Source organism: Oceanisphaera sp. IT1-181 (genome assembly GCF_033807535.1).
GTDB lineage: Bacteria > Pseudomonadota > Gammaproteobacteria > Enterobacterales > Aeromonadaceae > Oceanimonas.
The window spans coordinates 615,001-633,741 of the sequence record NZ_CP136856.1 but is presented as its reverse complement, the minus strand read 5'-3'; the positions used below and the strand labels follow the sequence as shown (position 1 = coordinate 633,741).

Annotated in this window: 16 protein-coding genes, 2 tRNA genes, 2 rRNA genes and 1 riboswitch (1 of these 21 only partly in view); of the genes, 6 read left to right on the top strand and 14 right to left on the bottom strand. The window is 49.1% G+C overall.

Annotated features, from left to right (window positions below; genetic code table 11):
• Window positions 1-9: 9 nt before the first annotated feature.
• The 10 genes from R0134_RS02855 to R0134_RS02810 all read right to left on the bottom strand — a co-directional run bounded on the left by R0134_RS02855 (window position 10) and on the right by R0134_RS02810 (window position 8,951).
• Window positions 10-579, bottom strand: a complete 570-nt coding sequence (locus R0134_RS02855) for a LemA family protein (RefSeq protein WP_319783380.1) — start codon at window positions 577-579, stop codon at window positions 10-12.
• A 229-nt stretch (window positions 580-808) separates the two neighbouring features.
• The gene (locus R0134_RS02850) at window positions 809-1,348 is read right to left on the bottom strand and encodes an IS630 family transposase (protein ID WP_319782623.1); all 540 of its coding nucleotides are present in this window, start codon (window positions 1,346-1,348) and stop codon (window positions 809-811) included.
• A complete protein-coding gene (locus tag R0134_RS02845; protein WP_319782624.1) occupies window positions 1,309-1,830 on the bottom strand; it encodes a helix-turn-helix domain-containing protein in 522 nt (173 codons plus the stop codon). The genes R0134_RS02850 and R0134_RS02845 overlap by 40 nt, the downstream gene beginning before the upstream one ends.
• Before the next feature lie 165 nt (window positions 1,831-1,995).
• Window positions 1,996-3,375 (bottom strand): Re/Si-specific NAD(P)(+) transhydrogenase subunit beta, encoded by a 1,380-nt coding sequence (gene pntB / locus R0134_RS02840; protein WP_319783379.1) that lies wholly within the window; start codon window positions 3,373-3,375, stop codon window positions 1,996-1,998.
• 4 nt (window positions 3,376-3,379) lie between these two features.
• Complete coding sequence (locus tag R0134_RS02835; protein WP_319783378.1) at window positions 3,380-4,906, bottom strand: Re/Si-specific NAD(P)(+) transhydrogenase subunit alpha; 1,527 nt, start codon at window positions 4,904-4,906, stop codon at window positions 3,380-3,382.
• 485 nt (window positions 4,907-5,391) lie between these two features.
• Window positions 5,392-6,684, bottom strand: coding sequence for an NRAMP family divalent metal transporter (locus R0134_RS02830; RefSeq protein ID WP_319783377.1), 1,293 nt, complete (start codon window positions 6,682-6,684; stop codon window positions 5,392-5,394).
• 126 nt (window positions 6,685-6,810) lie between these two features.
• Window positions 6,811-7,830 carry a M23 family metallopeptidase gene (locus tag R0134_RS02825; protein ID WP_319783376.1) on the bottom strand — a complete coding sequence of 340 codons (1,020 nt, stop codon included), beginning with the start codon at window positions 7,828-7,830 and terminating at the stop codon, window positions 6,811-6,813.
• 132 nt (window positions 7,831-7,962) lie between these two features.
• Complete coding sequence (gene rimI, locus R0134_RS02820; RefSeq protein ID WP_319783375.1) at window positions 7,963-8,451, bottom strand: ribosomal protein S18-alanine N-acetyltransferase; 489 nt, start codon at window positions 8,449-8,451, stop codon at window positions 7,963-7,965.
• A complete protein-coding gene (locus R0134_RS02815) occupies window positions 8,427-8,822 on the bottom strand; it encodes a DNA polymerase III subunit psi (RefSeq protein WP_319783374.1) in 396 nt (131 codons plus the stop codon). Before R0134_RS02815 ends, rimI begins: the two co-directional genes overlap by 25 nt.
• A 52-nt stretch (window positions 8,823-8,874) precedes the next feature.
• A tRNA-Trp gene (locus tag R0134_RS02810) sits at window positions 8,875-8,951 on the bottom strand.
• Between the two features lie 316 nt (window positions 8,952-9,267).
• Here R0134_RS02810 and pyrB point away from each other — a divergent pair.
• The 6 genes from pyrB to R0134_RS02780 all read left to right on the top strand — a co-directional run bounded on the left by pyrB (window position 9,268) and on the right by R0134_RS02780 (window position 15,101).
• On the top strand, window positions 9,268-10,191 hold the full coding sequence (pyrB, locus tag R0134_RS02805; RefSeq protein ID WP_319783373.1) for an aspartate carbamoyltransferase: 924 nt from the start codon (window positions 9,268-9,270) through the stop codon (window positions 10,189-10,191).
• Between the two features lie 5 nt (window positions 10,192-10,196).
• On the top strand, window positions 10,197-10,655 hold the full coding sequence (pyrI, locus tag R0134_RS02800; protein ID WP_319783372.1) for an aspartate carbamoyltransferase regulatory subunit: 459 nt from the start codon (window positions 10,197-10,199) through the stop codon (window positions 10,653-10,655).
• A 201-nt stretch (window positions 10,656-10,856) separates the two neighbouring features.
• Window positions 10,857-12,779, top strand: a complete 1,923-nt coding sequence (locus tag R0134_RS02795) for a RecQ family ATP-dependent DNA helicase (protein WP_319783371.1) — start codon at window positions 10,857-10,859, stop codon at window positions 12,777-12,779.
• A gap of 125 nt (window positions 12,780-12,904) precedes the next feature.
• A riboswitch (FMN riboswitch) is annotated at window positions 12,905-13,080 on the top strand.
• Window positions 13,081-13,229: 149 nt separating this feature from the next.
• On the top strand, window positions 13,230-13,727 hold the full coding sequence (locus tag R0134_RS02790) for a 6,7-dimethyl-8-ribityllumazine synthase (protein WP_319783370.1): 498 nt from the start codon (window positions 13,230-13,232) through the stop codon (window positions 13,725-13,727).
• A gap of 352 nt (window positions 13,728-14,079) precedes the next feature.
• The gene (locus R0134_RS02785) at window positions 14,080-14,601 is read left to right on the top strand and encodes a helix-turn-helix domain-containing protein (RefSeq protein ID WP_319782624.1); all 522 of its coding nucleotides are present in this window, start codon (window positions 14,080-14,082) and stop codon (window positions 14,599-14,601) included.
• The gene (locus R0134_RS02780; RefSeq protein ID WP_319782623.1) at window positions 14,562-15,101 is read left to right on the top strand and encodes an IS630 family transposase; all 540 of its coding nucleotides are present in this window, start codon (window positions 14,562-14,564) and stop codon (window positions 15,099-15,101) included. The genes R0134_RS02785 and R0134_RS02780 overlap by 40 nt, the downstream gene beginning before the upstream one ends.
• A 127-nt stretch (window positions 15,102-15,228) precedes the next feature.
• On the opposite strand, the gene R0134_RS02775 is transcribed toward R0134_RS02780, so the two are convergent.
• The 4 genes from R0134_RS02775 to R0134_RS02760 all read right to left on the bottom strand — a co-directional run.
• Window positions 15,229-16,253, bottom strand: a protein-coding gene (locus R0134_RS02775) for an IS630 family transposase (protein WP_413641446.1) whose coding sequence is annotated in 2 segments (ribosomal slippage) — window positions 15,229-15,801 and window positions 15,804-16,253 — 1,023 coding nt in all. Because the reading frame shifts where the segments join, the coding sequence is not laid out codon by codon here.
• Between the two features lie 467 nt (window positions 16,254-16,720).
• Window positions 16,721-16,797, bottom strand: a tRNA-Asp gene (locus R0134_RS02770).
• 34 nt (window positions 16,798-16,831) lie between these two features.
• A 5S ribosomal RNA gene (gene rrf, locus R0134_RS02765) occupies window positions 16,832-16,946 on the bottom strand.
• A 115-nt stretch (window positions 16,947-17,061) separates the two neighbouring features.
• A 23S ribosomal RNA gene (locus R0134_RS02760) occupies window positions 17,062-18,741 on the bottom strand; it runs 1,213 nt beyond the window's last position.

The window sequence follows — 18,741 nt, the reverse complement described above, 5'->3', positions numbered from 1 at the left end:
TAGCCTAAGTTAAAATTGTACGCGGCGGGCTTCTTCTGTCTTAATGCTAGCTTCATCTAAAGACCAATATTCAAAATCTTGATGTAAATCTGCAAATATATTGGCGACTACCAAGTTTGGAAAACTGTTTCTCGTGACGTTATAGCGTTCAATGGCGTTATTATACGCTTTCTTGGCAAAGGATAATTTATTCTCGGTAGACACTATCTCTTCTTGCAGTTGCATCATATTGCGATCAGATTTTAGCTCTGGGTAACTTTCTACCGCAATGTTGATAGAGCCACTGCTCACCACTTTAGACAATTCATCTTGCGCCTGCTTCACCACTTCTGGTGAAGCATTGGGATCTAGGGTTTGCGCACGCAAGGCGGTGACCTTGGTAAACACATCACTTTCATGGCTCAGGTAACGATTAACAGCGGCGATCAGACTGTCGAACACCTTACCACGTCTGTCTAACTGCACCGAAATCTCTTTTTCTGAGTTATGCACGGCTTCAATCTGTGACACTAACTTGTTATAGACGGTGACTGCCCAAAATAAGATGGCAACCGCTATCACTAAAATTATATATTCCATACATCCCCTGTTAGCTTGCTACTCAATGAATTGGTTAGCTATTCACTGAGGGGTTAGAAAAGTGTTAAATAGATTATACGCACCGCTCTTGATAACACCAACTCTCGCCTATCTTTAGCTCTTAAGTAATCCATTGTAACTAAATGTGGAAGTGTTCGACCGTATGGCCCAGCAGCGTTGACGCTAAGGACTATGTTTCCACACATGTTATGGCCGATTGCTTAAGTAATCACGCATAACTTATGTGGAAGTCATTACCCACTCCCTTGAATAGCGTTGATACTTCATTCACTAACTTGTCTTTCTTCCAAGAGGTAAAGCTTCGCCAGTGATATTTAGCTTGCTTCCACAATATCTCGATCAAGTTCAATTCCGGGCTGTATGGGGGGAGATAAAGCAGTACAAACTGATGATCATACAGCCACTTATCTCGCATCGAGGGGGCGATAAAATGATGGATTGACGCATTGTCCACGACCACAATCGTCAATTTATCCTGGCAGGAAGATTGCGCCAACTTATCTAAAAAGGGTACCACGTGTTGCCGTTTCACTGAGTGTTCAAAAAGTTCAAAATGCAGCTTACCGGTAGCATAGTTCAGTGCGCCAATCACATTCACACGCTTACGGCTTGCACTGGCATCAGCGAGATGAGTGACACCGAGTGGTGCCCAGGCCCGCTGTACATTCGGTACGCAGGAGAAGCCACTTTCATCGCAGTAAAGAAGTTCTATTTTGTCTGCTTTGGCCCTTCCTTGGAGTCTTGCCAAGCGGCCTTTTGCTTCCTGGAAGGCTGCTTCGTCTCTTTTTTTTCGAGGCTGAGCCGGGTTCGTTTGAAAGATAGCTTTCTGGCTCTTAGTCCAACCGAAAGGCGGTCCAAACTGAATGAAGGGGCATCAGGATATTGGTCGCGAACGCGGACAGCTATCTTAGCCAGCGTCAGTGGCTCAGAGCGGGCAATATCTGCAGCCATATCCAACATTTCAGCTGTCAACTTGGGCGGTCGGCCGCCTTTATGCCCAGTCAAAATGCCGACCAATCCCGTAGTTCTCCAGCCTTTTGTCCAGTTGTAGATCGGTTGATCGCTTATCCGAAACATCTGGGCAATCTGGACAACCGTAGAGCCATCATTCAGCGCGAGCAGTGCGAGAGCCCTTCGTCTGAAATCTGGGAAAGGATGGTGTTTTGACATCTCTTTCAGAGTGATAGTTTCTTCGGCTGTTAGTGGTTGTCCTAATAAGTGTCGCTTCATATCTGGGCCCACAAAATGGCATCTATAATGACAGTGTAGATCCACATGAGTTACGCGGCATTACTTAGCTCCCTAAACGAACAGTCTAAATGAAAAATAAAAAAGAGCAGCTAGGCTGCTCTTTTCACTTAACACTAATCGAGCCCTAGGCTCAGTAGCTAACCACTACCAAGCTTTCAAGATCTGATCCACGCTGTCTTTGGCATCGCCAAACAACATCACGCTATTATCTTTAAAGAACAGTGGATTTTGTACACCCGCGTAACCGGTATTCATGGAGCGTTTAAACACCACCACCTGCTGAGCTTTCCACACTTCTAATACCGGCATGCCGGCAATCGGGCTGGCCGGGTCTTCAGCCGCAGACGGGTTAACCGTGTCGTTGGCACCAATCACCAATACCGTATCCGTATCGCTGAAATCATCATTGATTTCATCCATTTCCAGCACTATGTCGTAAGGCACACGAGCTTCGGCTAATAACACGTTCATGTGGCCGGGCAAGCGCCCCGCTACAGGATGAATACCAAAGCGCACTTTAATGCCTGCCGCTTGAAGCTTAGAAACCAACTCGGCCACCGGATATTGCGCCTGTGCCACTGCCATGCCGTAACCGGGCGTGATAACCACAGAGGTGGAGTTTTTCAGCATGTCGGCCACATCTTCAGCGTTCATTTCAACATGCTCGCCCTGATCGTCGTCTTCACTGCTACTGCTCACCGCATCGCTACCAAAGCCACCGGCAATCACTGAGATAAAGGAGCGATTCATGGCCTTACACATAATGTAAGACAGAATGGCACCGCTTGAGCCCACCAAAGCACCGGTTACGATCAGCAAGTCGTTAGACAGCATAAAGCCTGCCGCCGCTGCCGCCCAACCCGAGTAGGAGTTAAGCATGGAGATCACTACCGGCATATCGGCACCGCCGATACTGGCCACTAAGTGCCAGCCAAAGGCCAGTGCAATCAGTGCCATCAATAACAAGGGGAAGGTTGAGCCTTCTACTTGTACAAACCAAATCAATAACAGCGCAGACAGTACTATCGCCAATAAATTTAGCTTATGGCGGTGCGGCAGTTGCAGTGCCTTAGAGGAAATAGAGCCGCGCAACTTACCAAAAGCAACGATGGAGCCCGTAAAGGTGACGGCACCAATAAACACCCCGAGAAAAACTTCAACATTATGGATATTGAGCATGGCGCCAAACAACGGCTCATGATCCAGATAGGTGTTAAAGCCGACAAACATGGCAGCTAAGCCGACGAAGCTGTGCAAAATGGCAATCAACTCCGGCATTTGGGTCATCTCGACCTTAAGCGCCAAGCGAATACCAATGGCCGCCCCTATCACCATGGCCACGAGAATCCAGCCAATACCGGTGACTTCCGGGTTAAAAATGGTGGCCAGCAAGGCAATCGCCATACCTGCCACGCCATACCAGTTACCGGCCTTGGCCGACTCCTGTTTAGATAAACCACCCAAACTCATAATAAAGAGCACAGCAGCGACAATATATGATGCAGTTACAAATCCGTGTGACATACGATTAGCCCTTTCTAAACATCTTTAGCATGCGGTGGGTAACGGTAAAACCGCCAAATACGTTAATTGACGCTATCAATATGGCCACGAAGGCCAGAAAACTAACAAAGCCTCCGTCCCCCATTTGAGATAGAGCGCCAACCACAATAATTCCTGAAATGGCGTTAGTAACCGACATCAAAGGCGTATGCAAAGAATGCGATACGTTCCACACCACGTAATAACCCACGATACAGGCCAAGACAAACACGGTGAAATGAGATAAAAACTCCGCCGGCGCTACCGCTGCCAACCAAGCAAATAACAATGCTCCCCCGCCGGCCACATAATATTTCAGGCGGCTCGGTTTTTTCGGCTCAACTGGAGCAGTGCTTGTTGCCTTCGCTTGTGGCTTGGGTGCCGCAGACACGCTAATGGCCGGTGGCGGAAAGGTCACTTCGCCCTCTTTTACCACCGTCATATTGCGCAATACCACGTCGTCAAAGTCGACGTTGATCTGGCCGTCTTTTTCTTTACACAAAAGCTTGGCTAAGTTCACCAAGTTGGTGGCATACAAAGTGGAAGACTGCGCCGGTAACCGACCGTTGAGATCCGTAAAGCCAATAATTTTTACGCCATTATCGGTCACAAATAACTCACCAGGTTTCGTCAACTCACAGTTGCCGCCATTTTGTGCCGCAAGATCCACAATCACGGAGCCGCGCTGCATCTCGGCCACCATCTCGGCGGTAATCAGCTTAGGTGCTGGGCGCCCGGGGATGAGGGCGGTGGTAATAATAATGTCGACTTCTTTGGCTTGCTGCATAAAGAGCGCCATTTCTGCGTCAATAAACGCTTGGCTCATCTCTTTGGCATAACCGTCAGTGGAGCTAGTGTCTTCCTCATAGTCCAGCTCTAAAAACTCGCCGCCCATGGATTGAATTTGCTCTTTAACTTCCGCGCGCGTATCAAAAGCGCGCACTATGGCACCCAGTGAGCCGGCCGCACCTATGGCCGCTAAGCCAGCCACACCCGCACCAATGACTAGCACTTTAGCGGGGGGCACTTTGCCTGCTGCGGTAATTTGACCAGTAAAAAAACGGCCAAATTCGTGTGCGGCTTCAATCACCGCACGATAACCGGCAATGTTGGCCATGGATGACAGCGCATCCAGCGACTGAGCACGCGAGATACGCGGCACCATGTCCATGGCCAGCACGGTGACGCCTTTATTTTTCAGCTGTTCAACCAGCTCGGGGTTTTGGGCTGGCCAAATAAAGCTCACTAAGGTGGTGCCCGCTTGCAACTGAGCAATTTCCGCCTCGTTGGGCGCATTCACCTTATAAATAATGGCCGCCTGCCATACTTGGTCGGCGGTCACTAAGGTAGCGCCTGCCGCTTGATAGGCACTGTCATCAAAGCTGGCTTGGCTACCTGCGCCTTGCTCCACGCTCACCTCAAACCCTAACTTGCACAGCTGCTCGACCGATTTGGGCGAAGCCGCCACTCGTGTCTCACCGCTAAAGGTTTCCTTTGGAATTGCGATTAACATAATACATCCCTAATTAATGTTGATACCACAGCATTGCTCCTTACTTACTTAGTCACGTGAGCAGTGACTTCTTTACCCGGCGCAAACTGGCGCTGTTATTTAGGTTTAAGCGCAGCTAGCGCCTAACTTAACGTTTATTTAAGACTCGGGCTCGGCCTGCTTTTGCTAAAAACAGTTCAGCATTGCGCTTATATTAAGCGTTCTCACTCTTATTTGACGTGACCTAACTTTATTTTACGTAACCAAACGACCTAGTTAGCTACGTTAGCACCGATTGCCCCCCAATAGCGCGGCGTTTTAGCGCGCGCGGTCACAAAAGTAGATTCTACTGTTGGGGTGACATTAAAAAGCACAGGGCCAGCCAAATGCTCGCTCTGTGCTCAGGTAAGGTTTAAGTAACGCACTAACGTCAGCAGCTTGGCTGAGTCAGTATTTCCTATTTATATCTTTATTTCATTCTTCATTTTTACGGCGCAACCGCTCTTTTATTTCACAAAACAGTACCAGTAAGCAAACAGCAGGTTAAAGCTAGCAAAAAATAGGATGCCCAGCCAGCTTAGCACTCGCATACCTGTGCCTAACCGATAGCGCTCAGAAACTTGAGGTAAAAACATTAAACGATAGTTTAGCCACGCAAATACCATCGCACTGATAAAGGCCGAGATCATGGCCAATTCCAGCATGGCCAGCAGCGCACCTTTAAAGAACATAATAATAAAGGCGCTAATAATACCCATGGCGATCATTAACGGATAGGTATAACGGCTACCATTATCGGTAGGGCCACTGCCCTGGGGCTGACCAAATTGTACGAAGCACTCACTGAGCGCGCGGCTGTACCCATCTAATACCGTCACTGTGGTCGAAAACATGCAAAGAAAGGCGATCACCGCGATCAGCCAACGGCTCCACTCCCCCATCACGCTGGCATAGACATCCACTAATTGATGCGCAAAGCCAATGCCCGACGTCGCCAAGCTCACGCCGCTGCCGTGCAACACCAAGGCACCTAAAGCCACAAATGCCAGCGCCAGTAAGGTAGAGGTAATGTAGCCGACGTTAAAATCCACCAGTGCATCTTTATAATCCAAGCTCTTGTTCAAGGCTTTTTTCTGGCGCAACCACACACTGTTCCAAGTAGACAGCTCAATGGGTGCTGGCATCCAGCCCATTAAGGCCACTAAGAAGCCGACCGAGGCTAAGTTCCAGGGGCTGGGCGATACAAAATCTGGCGGGGCCACACCGCCTTTATTCAGCGCTAAACAAACGGCAGAGACGGTGGCAATCGCCAGTCCTACAATTATCCATTTGGTCACGCGGTCTAGGGTCTTGTAGTGGCCGGTCAATAAAAACACCAAGGATCCCGCCAGCACTATCATGCTGAGCTGAGTCACGGTTAAGCTGTCGCCGATAAACAGCCCTAAAATACTGCCACAGAGCATGGCGACGCCGGCGGTACTGATCACCGATGCAACTAAGTTGAGAGCAGTAAATAAATAGAGATAGCCACGACCAATGCGATCGTAACCTTGGATCAGGGTTTCATCGGCGGCCATAGTGTAACGGGCGCCAATTTGAAAGAAGGGATATTTAAGCAGGTTCACTAATAGGATAAGGCCCACTAACTGCCAACCGTAAATGGCGCCCGCTTGGGTGGAGGCCACCAAGTGCGAGCCGCCAATGGCCGCCGCGGCCCCTAAAATACCAGGGCCCAATACCTGCATATAGTGACTTATGCTGCGTGAGCCCTGCTGTGCCTCACCCGTTAACTCTGCCATCTTTATATCCTGTCGCTTCATAGTGTGTGCATTTAAAAGAGCAATATGAGGCGACAGACAATACCATAATGCAACCCTTTTCTAGCTAAATGCAGGCGATACCTTGTAGCTGTACCGCATGCCTGTCTATTCATCCCCCCACGCGGTGCCCGAAAGCCATTTCCCTGCCAGCGGCTGGTTGCCTTGTAAGGTGAAAGGAATAGACTCGCGTTGCCCGCCGTTATCTATTTGCAACGCCATATGTAAGTGTGGGCCTGACGTATAGCCCGTATTACCGGACGCAGCTATCGGTTGCCCTAGTCGTACTTTGTCCCCTTTGGCCACCCGCAGTGAGCCAGTTTGTAAGTGAGCATATAAGGTCATGCTGCCGTCACTGTGGCGCACTCGCAAGTGATTAGCTTTGCCACGATATTGCGGGGCCAAACCGCCGCCCACATGAGTATCCACCGCCGCCACTACTACCCCGGCTCGGCTGGCATATAAAGGCGTGCCGACGGGCAAAGCGATGTCCAAAGCATAACGGTTATCGAGCTTATTATGGCTATAAGCGCCATTAAACCCCTGACTAATACGGTAACGACCAATTACGGGTGAGCCGAGATCGTGAGCCCCGCCCTGATAATTCAGATGTGAAGCCTTGCCACGATAAACCAGACTTGACGTTGAGTTTTGCAGGCTAGGAGTGCGTGAGGCAGGAAAGTAATCCCGTTGTTTATGCGCGCCAGTCTTGAGCTTGGACACATTTTTTTTAGCTAACTGACCCTTTGAAGCGCCATATTGATAAGAAAATTTATATTGATAACGCCAATCACCCGAGCCATTGGCAGTAACTTTACCAATCACGGTTTCTGTTTTAGCAGGGAGCAAGAGCGTTTTCTGCAGCTCGGGAGGAATCACCACATTGCGCGTGTCATAAAATTGCAGACTGAGGTTAACGGCCTTATCGAGGCGATTAAGCATCAACAGATAATGGCCATCCTCTTTTTCTATCACGCGGGTTAACACCCCATCGCGATTCAACTCATACTCTTGGCCACTGGTAGGTAAGCGCTTAGCGATAAACAGCTGATTATCAGTGTAGTGAGCCATACCATTGGCATCACGATAGCGATAGATATCGGCCTGTGCACTACTGGCCCCAAGCATCAATATGCCCAATCCAAAAATACATTTCGTGAAGGCGGCGCCGCTAAGCGCCCTACTGCTGATAGCTAACCGTACATCTCCCATGCTTTCATCCTTGAAAGAGACCGAGAGGCTAAGTATAGGAACAACTCGTTAGTCGTACACTTTAAATGCCATTAATACCGCATCTTCCCAGCCCGTGGGGGTGGGATAATAATCTGGACGCTGGCTATATTCTTGATAATCTGCCGAGAGGTATAAGGCTTGTGCCTTAAGATTAGAGGCTCTCACTTCCAGCCAATGCTGGGTAATGCCGCGCTCAGCACAGGCCGCCAAATAAAGATCCAGTAACTGGCGACCCAAGCCTTGTCCTTGAGCAGCGGGCGCCACACAAATGTTCATTAAGGTACTTTCATCCAGCACGCCATCGGCAATAAAGTAGCCGACTAATTCAGGGCGCATTTCAGAGCCTTCTTCAGCACCAAGGCCTGACTCAGCCGTCCAAAGCGAACCGGTAAAGTAGCGTTGACCAAAGCTGCTGGCCAAGGTTTTTCGCGTCCAAGGGTGGCTGTGTGCCGACTGCTCTAAGCGCTGCATGGCATCTAAGTCTTCTGGTGTTAATGCTCTAAATAACAGCGACATAAGCAGCTCCATAAGGCGCGTTTTTGTGATGAAGTCAGTACTGGTGAGACAGCAAGAGGTAAGTTGGCCTGCCAGTGAAAAGCGTCAAGCTCACCCGTTACATTCAGTCCCAACAATACCCGAGCCGTTGGCTTATTTGCCGCCAGCCAATCAGCTTGGCTCATGCTCTGTAATTGGGATTTATCTAAAGACAGCGCCACTAATAAGTCGGCAATAAAGCGCGAGGATAGATTGGCAGCAGAACCGAAGATAATAAGCACCTCAGCAGGCGCTACCTTTGGCATGGGCGCTAAAGGCAGTCGCTCTGGGTGCGCACAATGCCAGTGCGCCAAACCTAAAAACTGCCAAAGTTGCGATTGAGTCGGCGTCATCAGTACTCCAGAATGCAAAAAGCCAGCGGTTAGGCTGGCTTTTTACAAAATTTGGCAGGGGTGGAGGGACTCGAACCCCCAGCCGTCGGTTTTGGAGACCGCCGTTCTACCAATTGGAACTACACCCCTGCAATACGAGACGGATTATAGAGGACCTTAGCCAAAGGTAAAGTGCTATTTGCCATTAAGCAGTGTGTTCGCTCAATCTTTCGTCAACTTCATCAGATATTTTGCTTCTGCTGGACATTTCTCTATAATCTGCCTGATTAGCAAGCGCTTGGAGTGGTGAATAAATGCTCATTGCAGTGTCTAACCCGTTATTCGTCTCAAGACTCGCTCCGCACTTTGAGAGCGAAGGCGCCAGCGTTTGTAATCAACTAGCTCTCATGGCCCCCTATCGGGGCTTTTTTGTGGCCTTCACCTTACACCTGCAAGAGCGTCGCTGATGGCAAATCCCTTATATCAAAAACATATTATCTCGATTTCTGACTTCTCTCGCTCTGAGCTTGAGTTGATCATAGATACCGCCGTAAAACTTAAAACTCAGCCCCATCCAGACCTATTAAAAGGCCAAGTGGTGGCCAGTTGTTTTTTTGAAGCCTCTACTCGAACGCGGTTGTCGTTTGAAACGGCTATTCAGCGCTTAGGCGGCTCTGTGATCGGTTTTTCCGATAGCGCCAGCACCTCTCTAGCCAAAAAAGGCGAAACCTTGGCCGACTCGGTCAAGGTTATCAGCTCCTACGGTGATGCCTTCGTGATGCGCCATCCCCAAGAAGGCGCCGCCCGCTTGGCCTCCGAATTCTCTTCGGTACCGGTGATCAACGCCGGCGACGGCTCTAATCAGCACCCGACGCAAACCCTGCTCGACTTATTTACCATCTATGAAACCCAAGGCACCCTACAAGGGCTGACCATCGCCTTCGTAGGCGACCTTAAATATGGCCGTACCGTGCATTCTTTGACTCAAGCATTGAGTTTGTTTGGCTGTAGATTCTACTTTATTGCTCCCCAAGCGCTGTCGATGCCCGATTACTTATGTGATGAGTTAACTGAAAAAGGCATTAACTTCGAAATTTGCGACAGCATGGAAGAAGTCATGGATGAGCTGGATATTATCTACATGACGCGCGTGCAGAAAGAGCGCTTCGATGAAACCGAATATGTGCATGTGGCCTCCAAATACGTGCTCACGCCCGAAGTGCTTGAGGGCGCCAAAGACAGCCTTAAAATCTTGCACCCACTGCCGCGCATCGACGAGATAGCCATAGAAGTGGATGACACGCCGTATGCCTATTATTTTGAGCAGGCAGAAAACGGTGTCTATGCGCGTCAAGCTCTGCTGGCGCTGGTGTTGAACGAGAACATTTGAGAGATATGATGCATAAAAGCCAACTGCAAGTGGAAGCCATCCATAATGGCACCGTTATCGATCATATTCCGGCCGGCCAAGGTATCAAGATCTTGCAACTGTTTGGATTGATCCAAACCAAAGCAAAAATTACCGTCGGCTTGAATTTACCGTCGTTAGCACTGGGCAGCAAAGATATTATTAAGGTAGAAAACGTACGCCTGTCTGCGGCACAAGCCAACCAATTGGCGCTGTTTGCCCCCGATGCCACCGTTAACTTAATCGAAGACTTTGGCGTGGTAGAAAAACTACAGCTGCAATTGCCAGAACGCATTGAGGGCATTTTTTCGTGCCCTAACTCCAATTGCATCAGCCATAACGAGCCGGTCAGCAGCAAGTTTAAAGTGCGCGCCATTAAAGGTCAGGTGCGTTTTCGCTGTAATTACTGCGAAAAATCCTTCCACCAAGACTTTATGGCGTTTTAAATAGCTGCATAAGCGCTGAGCACCAAGCTACAGCCAAGATCCCGTTTAAGGATCTTGGCTTTTTTATGCCCTATTTTTATTCAACATTAAAAATTCAGCATTCAGCATTGCCTTTCAAAGGCTTGCCGCAGGTTTTAAGGTTGCCAAAGGCCTGAGCGCCAGCCAAGCTAGTTAGCATTGTTTGCAATGGGTTGGCGGTATATGAATTTACATCAGACGTTACAGCAGTACTTTGGATTTTCTACCCTGCGCCCCGGCCAAGAAACGGTGATCAACACTATTATGGCGGGCCAGTCGGCGGCAGCCATTTTTCCGACCGGCTCTGGAAAATCCTTATGTTATCAATTGCCGGCGGTATTATTGCCGCATCTCACCTTAGTCATTTCGCCATTACTCGCCTTGATGCAAGACCAGCTGGCATTTTTAGCGCGCATGAATATTCCCTCCGCCAGTATCGACTCCACCCAAAGTTTTGAAGAAAGCCGGACCGTGATGCAAGGCGTACGCGAAGGCCGTATTAAGGTATTGATGATTTCAGTAGAACGGCTGAAAAACGAACGCTTTCGCCAATTTATCGGCCAAGTACCTATCTCGCTACTGGTTGTCGACGAAGCGCACTGTATTTCTGAATGGGGTCATAACTTTCGCCCAGATTATTTGAAACTGCCCGCTTACTGCCACAGCCTGAATATTCCACAAGTGTTACTGCTGACCGCCACCGCCACGCCAGCCGTGATAAACGACATGCAGCAAAAATTTGCCCTGAATAAAGAAAACGTGGTGATCACCGGCTTTTATCGCCCTAATTTGTATCTGGAAGTGCTGCCGGTGGTAGAAAGCGAAAAAATCGCCACCTTAATTGCACAAGTGTCACAAAACCCCGCCGCACCCACTATCGTGTACGTGACCTTGCAACACACCGCCGAGCTGGTCGCCAAACAGCTCAGTCAAGCGGGGATTAACGCTCAGGCCTATCATGCTGGCATGGATCAAGATAAACGCCAAGCGCTACAACAGGCGTTTATGGCGGGGGAAATTCCGTGCATCGTGGCCACCATCGCCTTTGGCATGGGTGTGGATAAGGCAGATATTCGTCGGGTATTTCACTTTGACTTGCCCAAGTCGATTGAAAACTACAGCCAAGAAATTGGCCGCGCCGGACGAGATGGCCAAGCCTCTCGCTGCACGCTGCTGGGCAATCAGGCGGGCTTGAATGTATTAGAAAATTTTGTGTACGGCGATACCCCAGAGCCAGAAGCCATTGCAGCCTTACTCGAACAACTTCCTACTAACGGCGAGCCTTGGGAAATCATGCCTATCCGCTTGGCCAACAGTTGCAATATTCGCTTACTGCCGCTGCGCACCCTACTGGTGTACTTGGAGCTCAACCACATAATAGAGTCGCAATACAGCTACTACGGGGATTATCGTTTTAAATTTTTGGCCTCAAGCGATGAGATTCTTAACCGCTTTAACCCTGAGCGGCAGGCATTTTTAAGTGCCGTGTTTCATGGCTCTCCTCAGGCTCGAACCTGGTGCCAAGTTGACTTTGATCTTATTTGGCAACAGAGCCGCGGCGAGCGTCAGCGCGTGATCAGTGCACTGGATTATTTGCATCAGCAGGGTCTGATCAGCCTCGAAAGCAAACAGATGATTGAAGTGTATAAAGTACTGCAGCCCCAGATAAATCTAGAACAAGAAACGGCACGTCTGTATCAGCTCTTTATCCAAAAAGAACAAAGCGAAATTGCCCGTCTTAAAGAAATGATCCAGTTTTTTGAAAGCCCCGAGTGCTTAAGCCATCATTTAGCCGGCTACTTTGCCGACCATAATGCGCCGCAAGCGTGCGGCCATTGCTCGGTGTGCGCAGGTAAACCCGCCCAGTTGCCCAAACCCAACATTCCAGCGTTACCCAGTCGCGAACAATTACAGCACTGGTGTCAGCCCTTGCAAGAACAGAACCCTGAGCCATTAAGTCCACATACGCTGGCCTGTTTTTTATCGGGTATCAGCACGCCCCTGCTTAACCGCTTAAAGGCCAAGCAACAAGCCGGCTTTGCCAAACTAGAGCAGCACAGCTTTAACGATATTCGTCAGGCGTTGGTCGCTGAGCGTGAGGTGTAAGAAACATGACGCCGGTTATTTTACCCTTAACTTACAGCCTATAATGCACGGTGGGCAGCCATCTAAAAGGCTAGGGCTTTACTAACCAAGCATAAAAATCTATATTGGCGTATCGGTATAACCGATTTCGTTCTCGGGGCGGGGTGCAATTCCCCACCGGCGGTAAACATAAGAGGCCACAACAGGCCAACCATGAAGCCCGCGAGCGCCTTACTGGCTAGATTACTCAGCCGATAAGGGTCTAGCAGATCTGGTGTGATTCCAGAGCCGACGGTGATAGTCCGGATGTGAGAGAGCGTCAGACATGTCCTTTAATACAGTTTTACTGCACCGTTAAGTGTGGTTTGTGCTGACCAAAGACCCACAGCCTTTTGCGAATCTAGTTTCGCCTATGCTGTGCTTGCCTGTACGTTCACCCTGATTCAGTGATTTTTATAATAGGATTTACCCATGGATCAGAGCTTAACGAAAAAAAGCGACTTTAATGTTCGCGACCAACGCATTGCCTTTATTCACGCCTCATGGCATACCGACATCGTACTTAAGGCGCTAGAGGGCTTTCGTAGCCAGCTTGCCGAACTCGGCTATGATACTGATAAAATTGATGTATTTACTGCACCCGGGGCTTATGAAATTCCCCTGCAAGCTAAGCTGCTAGCTAAAACTGGCCATTACGCTGCCATTGCTTGCAGCGGCTTAGTGGTCGACGGTGGAATTTATCGTCACGACTTTGTGGCACAAGCCGTGTGCACCGGCTTGATGCAAGTACAGCTAGAAACTGAAATCCCGGTACTTACTGCCATTCTTACTCCTCATCATTTTCATGAGCACGGTGAACACAAGCAATATTTTAGCCGCCACTTTGTACAGAAAGGGCAAGAGCTTGCCCATGCTGCCGATGGTGCTATGCGCATGACTACTCAAGCAAAAGCGCTCACTCAACGTTAAAGAAAGCGCACTCTAGGCAATATAAAAACGGGCGTAATGCCCGTTTTTTTTAAATACCCAGCGTTTTATTAACCGATAACAATAATATGGCTTTATCCACTGACTCCGCTTTAACCTTCTTCTAGATAACCTTCCTCGAAATAGCTTTCTTCTAGATAACTTTCTTCTAAATAATCATGCTCTAAGTAATCCTTCGTAACTAATGTGGAAGTGTTCGTACGTATGAGCCTGCAGCATTGACGCTGAGAACGATGATTCCACATCTGTTATGGCCGATTGCTTAGGTAAGTAATGCCGCGTAACTCATGTGGATCTACACTGTCATTATAGATGCCATTTTGTGGGCCCAGATATGAAGCGACACTTATTAGGACAACCACTAACAGCCGAAGAAACTATCACTCTGAAAGAGATGTCAAAACACCATCCTTTCCCAGATTTCAGACGAAGGGCTCTCGCACTGCTCGCGCTGAATGATGGCTCTACGGTTGTCCAGATTGCCCAGATGTTTCGGATAAGCGATCAACCGATCTACAACTGGACAAAAGGCTGGAGAACTACGGGATTGGTCGGCATTTTGACTGGGCATAAAGGCGGCCGACCGCCCAAGTTGACAGCTGAAATGTTGGATATGGCTGCAGATATTGCCCGCTCTGAGCCACTGACGCTGGCTAAGATAGCTGTCCGCGTTCGCGACCAATATCCTGATGCCCCTTCATTCAGTTTGGACCGCCTTTCGGTTGGACTAAGAGCCAGAAAGCTATCTTTCAAACGAACCCGGCTCAGCCTCGAAAAAAAAGAGACGAAGCAGCCTTCCAGGAAGCAAAAGGCCGCTTGGCAAGACTCCAAGGAAGGGCCAAAGCAGACAAAATAGAACTTCTTTACTGCGATGAAAGTGGCTTCTCCTGCGTACCGAATGTACAGCGGGCCTGGGCACCACTCGGTGTCACTCATCTCGCTGATGCCAGTGCAAGCCGTAAGCGTGTGAATGTGATTGGCGCACTGAACTATGCTACCGGTAAGCTGCATTTTGAACTTTTTGAACACTCAGTGAAACGGCAACACGTGGTACCCTTTTTAGATAAGTTGGCGCAATCTTCCTGCCAGGATAAATTGACGATTGTGGTCGTGGACAATGCGTCAATCCATCATTTTATCGCCCCCTCGATGCGAGATAAGTGGCTGTATGATCATCAGTTTGTACTGCTTTATCTCCCCCCATACAGCCCGGAATTGAACTTGATCGAGATATTGTGGAAGCAAGCTAAATATCACTGGCGAAGCTTTACCTCTTGGAAGAAAGACAAGTTAGTGAATGAAGTATCAACGCTATTCAAGGGAGTGGGTAATGACTTCCACATAAGTTATGCGTGATTACTTAGCAATAATCTTATTCTGCTTGTCTAGGGTCTGTTGACGTTTGTCGATAAGCTATTGATAGAAAGAGCAAACTCGTATTGTTCAAGTTCTCACACCCTAATAACACCAATTACATTAATCATTAAGTCAGATTTATCCAGCTTCGATGACAAAGCGACTTCACCCGATCTACGTCGGTAATAAAGTGCTGCCATGCTGATGTGCAGGCATCAATAATGTCGTTGTAATCATTAAAGCAACGATTGGCCAGTGTATGTTGCCGGAGCCAGCTCCATACTTGTTCGATAGGATTCAGTTCGGGAGAGTAAGGGGGCAACTTAATCATAGTGAGATTGGGAAACGCATTGGCGCACTCAGCAGTGGGCCACCCCGCGCCATCCATGATGACCACGGCATGTCGACCGGGCTCGGTACGGGCTGATATCAGCGCTAAATGTACTTTCATCATCTCTCGATTAACGACTGGGCTCAGTAACGCCTCTGTCGCTCCCGTTGCTGGACACACAGCACCAAAAAGATACGCATACTCAAATTGTTGCTGCTGAACAGCCCTTGGTCGACTGCCGCGTTTAGCCCATAAACGCGTGGTCGTATTTTGCTGCCCAAATCGAGCTTCATCTTGAAACCAAACATCGACTTTGCTGAGTGCAACGTGGCCGGGAATGCTAAGAATGGTCTCTAGTTTGAACTTTTTTTAAAAAGATCTTGTGCTAACTCATCCCGCTTAGGATGGCGTGAACGGCTGGTTATCCAAGAAAACCCGAGCTGGTGGACCAGACGATATATATTGGCTATCTGATAAGACACACCAAATTCTTTCTCAATATAGGCTTGAATATCAAGTCCTTGTAACCGCCCACCACTGGTATCTCGACTTTGTTGATCGATATAGTCACTCAGTTGAGATAGTTGTTCAGTTGTAAGGTGAGCTGGACGGCCCGAAGGGCGAACACTGTCGAGTCCCGCTAAGCCATGAAGTAGAAAATTGGCTACCCATCGATTAACACTATTACGATTAACTTTGAGAAATCGCGCGATATCAGTTCGGGAATGACCTTCTTGGAAATGCGCTAATGCGAGTAGTCGCATACGTTTACGAGCATTGGTTTCTGCCTTGGCCAGCGCCACAAAGTCGGTATTCTTGATAGAGTCGGACATAGTTAAGTACCGATAACGATAAAAGCCTAGTAATTATATTAGACTATATCTTTAGTGTAATTGGTATAAAGAGTTGTCCGTCAGCAGCAGTTTGAATATGCCTATTTTTTCTGCTCCGTCTACCCAGACAGAGCAATAGATCAAGCCCTTGTGATGCCCTAGACAAGCACAGAAACAATGCGGACTCACCTAAGACAGATCGCTGACATTACTGAGCCAGACCGGCATGCGATAGTGATAATGGATAGTGTTGGCTGGCATACCCATGACATTGCAGTTGGAACACTAGAGAAGATAACCGTAGTGATGAACACCAGTCAAAACAGGAGCCTGCTCATCAGATGGTCACGGTTTGGTGACGGAGGTGGATTTGATAATGTCAAAATGAGGAGTTTTAACGAGGATAAAAAAGCAAAAAGCCCTTAGCTATCAATAAGCTAAGGGCTTCTTTAAAATGGCGGAGTGGACGGGACTCGAACCCGCGACCCCCGGCGTGACAGGCCGGTATTCTAACCAACTGAACTACCACTCCGCAAAGATGGGATAGTTAAGATACTAAATGAGTTGCCTGGCAGTGACCTACTTTCACATGGCAGCTGCCACACTATCATCGGCGCGGCTGCGTTTCACTACTGAGTTCGGCATGGGATCAGGTGGTTCCACAGCGCTATGGCCGCCAGGCATAAATTGTAATCTGGAAGGCTGATTTTGTATCAAAGCAGGTTTAGGTGCTCTGATTTAAATAATTTGTGTTTGTTGTTCTTGACCGCAAGGTCTCACACTTCTTGGGTGTTGTATGGTTAAGCCGCACGGGTAATTAGTACAGGTTAGCTCAACGCATCGCTGCGCTTACACACCCTGCCTATCAACGTTGTAGTCTCCAACGGCCCTTCAGAGGGCGTAAAGCCCTAGGGATGACTCATCTTGAGGCTCGCTTCCCGCTTAGATGCTTTCAGCGGTTATCGATTCCGAACGTAGCTACCGGGCAATGCATCTGGCGATACAACCCGAACACCAGGGGTTCGTCCACTCCGGTCCTCTCGTACTAGGAGCAGCTCCTCTCAATCATCCAACGCCCACGGCAGATAGGGACCGAACTGTCTCACGACGTTCTGAACCCAGCTCGCGTACCACTTTAAATGGCGAACAGCCATACCCTTGGGACCGACTTCAGCCCCAGGATGTGATGAGCCGACATCGAGGTGCCAAACACCGCCGTCGATATGAACTCTTGGGCGGTATCAGCCTGTTATCCCCGGAGTACCTTTTATCCGTTGAGCGATGGCCCTTCCATACAGAACCACCGGATCACTATGACCTACTTTCGTATCTGCTCGACCTGTCCGTCTCGCAGTTAAGCTGGCTTATGCCATTGCACTAACCGTACGATGTCCGACCGTACTTAGCCAACCTTCGTGCTCCTCCGTTACTCTTTAGGAGGAGACCGCCCCAGTCAAACTACCCACCAGGCACTGTCCGCAACCCCGATAAGGGGCCTACGTTAGAACATCAGACATACAAGGGTGGTATTTCAAGGTTGACTCCATAGCAACTAGCGTCACTACTTCACAGTCTCCCACCTATCCTACACATGTAGGGCCAATGTTCAGTGCCAAGCTATAGTAAAGGTTCACGGGGTCTTTCCGTCTAGCCGCGGGTATACGGCATCTTCACCGCAAATTCAATTTCACTGAGTCTCGGGTGGAGACAGCGTGGCCATGATTACACCATTCGTGCAGGTCGGAACTTACCCGACAAGGAATTTCGCTACCTTAGGACCGTTATAGTTACGGCCGCCGTTTACTGGGGCTTCAATCAAGAGCTTCACCCGAAGGCTAACCCCATCATTTAACCTTCCAGCACCGGGCAGGTGTCACACCGTATACGTCCTCTTACGAGTTTGCACAGTGCTGTGTTTTTGATAAACAGTTCCAGCCACCTGGTCACTGCGGCTGAGTCACGCTCCATCCGCAAGGGATTTCACATGCCTCAGCGTACCTTCTCCCGAAGTTACGGTACTATTTTGCCTAGTTCCTTCACCCGAGTTCTCTCAAGCGCCTTAGTATTCTCTACCCGACCACCTGTGTCGGTTTGGGGTACGATTCACGTGTACCTGAAGCTTAGAGGCTTTTCCTGGAAGCGGGGCATCAGTGACTTCACCGCCGTAGCGATTTCGTCTCAGGCCTCAGCATTGCGCGTCCGGATTTACCTAAACACGCTGCCTACACCCTTTCACCAGGACAACCAACGCCTGGCTCACTTAGCCTTCTCCGTCCCCCCATCGCAGTACACGTCAGTACGGGAATATTAACCCGTTTCCCATCGACTACGCTTTTCAGCCTCGCCTTAGGGGTCGACTCACCCTGCCCCGATTAACGTTGGACAGGAACCCTTGGTCTTTTGGCGTGGAGGTTTTTCACCCCCATTATCGTTACTCATGTCAGCATTCGCACTTCTGATATCTCCAGCATGCTTC